Genomic DNA, 3,856 nt, shown 5'->3' with positions numbered 1-3,856 from the left:
GGGCCGGAGGGCTGGGAGGGGGCGCTGCCCCCGTCGCCTTGCGGCGACTCCCCCGGGATATTTGACGCCATTGGAAGACCGGGGCGCGGCGCAGGGGGAGAGGTCACGCGGCATGGTCGAACCCCTGTCCCGCCATCCACTGGCCAAGCTCGGCCGGGGTCTTTTCGCCGCGTGCGAACTCGGGCGAGAGGCGGCCGTCGGAGATCACCCGGATCACGTCCGAAAGGGTCAGGATCTCGTCGAGGTCCTCGGAGATCAGCAGCACCGCGGCGCCGCCGTCGCGGGCGGCGATGAGCTGTTTCTGCACGTAGGTCACGGCGCCGATGTCGAGCCCGCGCACCGGCTGGTTGGCGAGGATGATGCGCGGCGCGGCCTCGAGCACGCGGCCCAAGATCAGCTTCTGCATGTTGCCGCCCGAGAGCAGGCGGATCCGGGTCTCGGGGCCGGGGCAGCGCACATCGTACTTGGCGATGATCGCCTCAGCGTCGCGGCGGGCGGCGCGCCAGTCCATCCAGCCGCGGCGCGAGGCGGGCGCATGGGCGTAGCTTTCGAGCACCGCGTTCTCGGTCAGGCTGAAATCGGCGATGGTGCCGGTGCGGTGGCGGTCCTCGGGGATGCGCCCGATGCGGGCGGCGAGGGCCTCGCGCGGGCTCCAGGCCGCGGGCGCCTTTCCGGCGATGCGCAACTCGCCCGAAACCGGCGTCTCGAGCCCCGAGGGGAGGTCCGCCAGCGCGCCCTGGCCATTGCCGGAGACGCCCGCGAGCCCGAGGATCTGGCCCGCGCGCAGCGACAGGTCGACGTCGCGCAGGCCGGGGCGGCTGCCCTGCGGCGCGGTGCTCACGCCTTCCAGCCGCAGCAGCACGTTGCCGGGGCGCGCCTTGGCGGCGGCAGGGGCGGCGATCTCGGCGCCGACCATCATGGTGGCCAGCGCGTGGCGGGTGGTCGTGGCGGTGGCGGTCTCGCCCACCAGCCTGCCGTGGCGCAGCACGAGCACGCGCGAGGCAATCGCCATGACCTCGTGCAGCTTGTGGCTGATGAAGATCACCGACAGCCCCTGCGCCACCATCTTGCGCAGGGTGAGGAACAGCGCCTCGGCTTCCTGCGGCGTGAGCACGGCAGTGGGCTCGTCGAGGATCAGGATGCGGGCGTCGCGGTAGAGCGCCTTGAGGATCTCGACCCGTTGCCGCTCGCCCACCGAGAGCGTGCCGACCCGGGCGTCGGGCCTCACCGCCAGCCCGAAGTCCCGCGCCAGCGCGCGCACCCGGCGCCGCGCCGCGGGGCGGCCCAGCCGCAGACGCCAGAGCGGCTCGGTGCCGAGCAGGATGTTCTCGAGCACGGTCATGTTGTCGGCGAGGGTGAAATGCTGGTGCACCATGCCGACGCCCGCCGCCAGAGCGGCGCCGGGCTGGCCGGGCGGCAGGGGCTGGCCGAAGACCTCGACGCTGCCCTCGTCGGCGGTGTAGTGGCCGAAGAGGATGTTCATCAGCGTGGTCTTGCCCGCGCCGTTCTCGCCCAGCAGCGCCACGACCTCGCCCCGCGCCAGCGCGCAGCTGATGCCGTCGTTGGCGGTGAGCGCCCCGAACCGCTTGGTGATGCCGGAGAGGCGCAGGACGGTGTCGCCCTGCGCCGGGTCTTGCGTGGCCATCAGAAGGAGGTGGGCTCGCTGTCGTCGATCTCGACCTCGAAGTCGCCCGCCCTGATCGCGGCCTCCTTCTCGGCGACCATGTCGAGCGCGTCCTGCGGGACCTTGCCCTCGAAGGTGCCGAGCGGCGCGAGCGAGCAGCCGCCCTCCTTCATGAAGCTGTAGAGCCCGTAGTTGTCGGCCTCGAAGCTGCCCTCGGCGATCTTCGCCAGCGCCGCCTGCAGCGTCGGCTCGAAGTGCCAGAGCGCCGAGGCCACCACGGTCTCGGGGTAGTCGGCCTGCGTGTCGATGACGTTGCCGATGGCGAGGATGCCCTTCTCCTGCGCGGCATCCGAAACGCCGAAGCGCTCGGCGTAGAGCAGGTCGGCGCCGTTCTCGATCATCGCGAAGGCGGTTTCCTTGGCCTGGGGCGGGTCGAACCACGAGCCGATGAAGCTCACCTGGAAGGTGGCGTCCGGCTTCGTCTGCTTCACCCCCGCCATGAAGGCGTGCATGAGGCGGTTGACCTCGGGGATCGGGAAGCCGCCGACCATGCCGATGTTGCCGGTCTCGGTCATGGCGCCGGCGATGATGCCCGACAGGTAGGACGCGTCCTGGATGTAGTTGTCGAACACCGCGAGGTTCGGGTAGGCCGGGTCCGGCATGAAGGACGAGCCCATCAGGAAGGCGGTGTCGGGGTAGTCGAGCACCACCTCGCGGGCCTCCTGCTCGACGCCGAAGATCTCGCCGACGATGAGCTTGGCGCCGCTCTCGGCATATTCGCGCATGACGCGCGGATAGTCGGTGTTCGCGGTGTTCTCGGAGAAGGTGTAGGTGATCTGGCCATCCGCCTTGGCGGCCTCGGCGGCGAGGTGGATGCGGCTCACCCACTGCTGTTCCACCGGCACGGTGTAGATCCCCGCGACCGGGATCGGCTCCTGCGCGAAGAGACGCTGCGGCAGGAAGCCGGTGCTCGCGGCGGCGGCGAAGCCGGCGGAGCCAATGAGCATCCTCCGGCGGGTGAGATGGGCGAGAAGCGATCGTCTGTCGGTCATGTGTCCCCCTGTCTGTCAGCGATCAATTTTTGACCAAACGGTAAGGGACGGACCCGGTGTCTCACAAGAGCCAAGGTTGCGGCGGCGGAGAATCCCGCACGGCGCCGCGCGGCGCGGGGCGCGCTGCCCATGAAACAGGCGCCCGCCGGGTCATCGTTTCGGAAAGGCTCGGAAAATCCGTCAGCCGATGGCGTGACGCCAGCTCGCGGAATAGGCGCCGGTGACGTGGTGCTCGAGCTGGCGCTCGATGTCGCCGAGCAGGCTCGAGGCGCCGAAGCGGAAGAGATCCGGCCGCAGCCAGCGGTCTCCAAGCTCTTCCTTGACCAGCGCGAGGTAGTTCAGCGAATCCTTCGCCTTCGAGATCCCGCCCGCCGGCTTGTAGCCGACGCGGTGGCCGGTCTCCTCGTGGTACTCGCGGATCGCGCGCATCATCACGAGGCTGACGGGCAGGGTGGCGTTCACCCCTTCCTTGCCGGTCGAGGTCTTGATGAAATCCGCCCCCGCCATCATACAGACCATCGAAGCGCGTGCCACGTTCTGCAGCGTGCCAAGCTCGCCGGTGGCGAGGATCGCCTTCACATGCGCCTCGCCGCAGGCCTCGCGGAAGGCGCGCATCTCGTCGTAGAGGCCTTCCCAGTCGCCGGTCAGCACCAGCCGGCGCGAGATCACGATGTCGATCTCGCGGGCGCCGGCCTTCACGCTCTCGCCGATCTCGGCAAGGCGCAGCGGGAACGGCGAGAGCCCGGCGGGAAAGCCGGTCGAGACCGCGGCCACCGGGATCCCCGTGCCCTCGAGCGCCGCCACCGCGGGCTCGATCATGTCGTGGTAGACGCAGACCGCGCCCACGGTGAGCCCCTCGAGCCCGAGCGATTCGAGCAGGTCGGCGCGCACCGGCTGCTTCGCCTTGGCGCAGAGCCGTGCCACCCGCCCGGGGGTGTCGTCGCCCGCAAGCGTCGTGAGGTCGATGCAGGACACCGCCCGGGCCAGCCACGCGGCCTGGTGGTCCTTCTTGACCGAGCGCCGGCCCGGAAGCGTCGCCGCGCGCCGCTCGATGGCCGAACGGTTGGCGGTGGCCCGCATCACCCGGTCCATGTCGAGCGCCATGCCGGGGTTCCGCGGCTCCGTGGTCTGCGGAAGCTGGGTCGCGATGTCGGGTGCCTCGGTGGTTTGGGCCATGTGG

Annotated in this window: 3 protein-coding genes; all 3 read right to left on the bottom strand. The window is 70.5% G+C overall.

Annotated features, from left to right (window positions below):
- Positions 1-103: 103 nt before the first annotated feature.
- A complete protein-coding gene (locus HC022_RS20865; RefSeq protein ID WP_167453698.1) occupies positions 104-1,645 on the bottom strand; it encodes an ABC transporter ATP-binding protein in 1,542 nt (513 codons plus the stop codon).
- The gene (locus tag HC022_RS20860; RefSeq protein ID WP_167453697.1) at positions 1,645-2,676 is read right to left on the bottom strand and encodes a BMP family protein; all 1,032 of its coding nucleotides are present in this window, start codon (positions 2,674-2,676) and stop codon (positions 1,645-1,647) included. Before HC022_RS20860 ends, HC022_RS20865 begins: the two co-directional genes overlap by 1 nt.
- A 180-nt stretch (positions 2,677-2,856) precedes the next feature.
- Positions 2,857-3,852 (bottom strand): deoxyribose-phosphate aldolase, encoded by a 996-nt coding sequence (gene deoC / locus HC022_RS20855; RefSeq protein ID WP_167453699.1) that lies wholly within the window; start codon positions 3,850-3,852, stop codon positions 2,857-2,859.
- Between the last annotated feature and the right edge of the window lie 4 nt (positions 3,853-3,856).

Origin of the sequence: Salipiger sp. HF18, assembly GCF_011806505.1 — a bacterium.
GTDB lineage: Bacteria > Pseudomonadota > Alphaproteobacteria > Rhodobacterales > Rhodobacteraceae > Salipiger > Salipiger thiooxidans.
The sequence above is the reverse complement of the archived record's forward strand: the minus strand, read 5'-3'. Positions and strand labels throughout refer to the sequence as shown.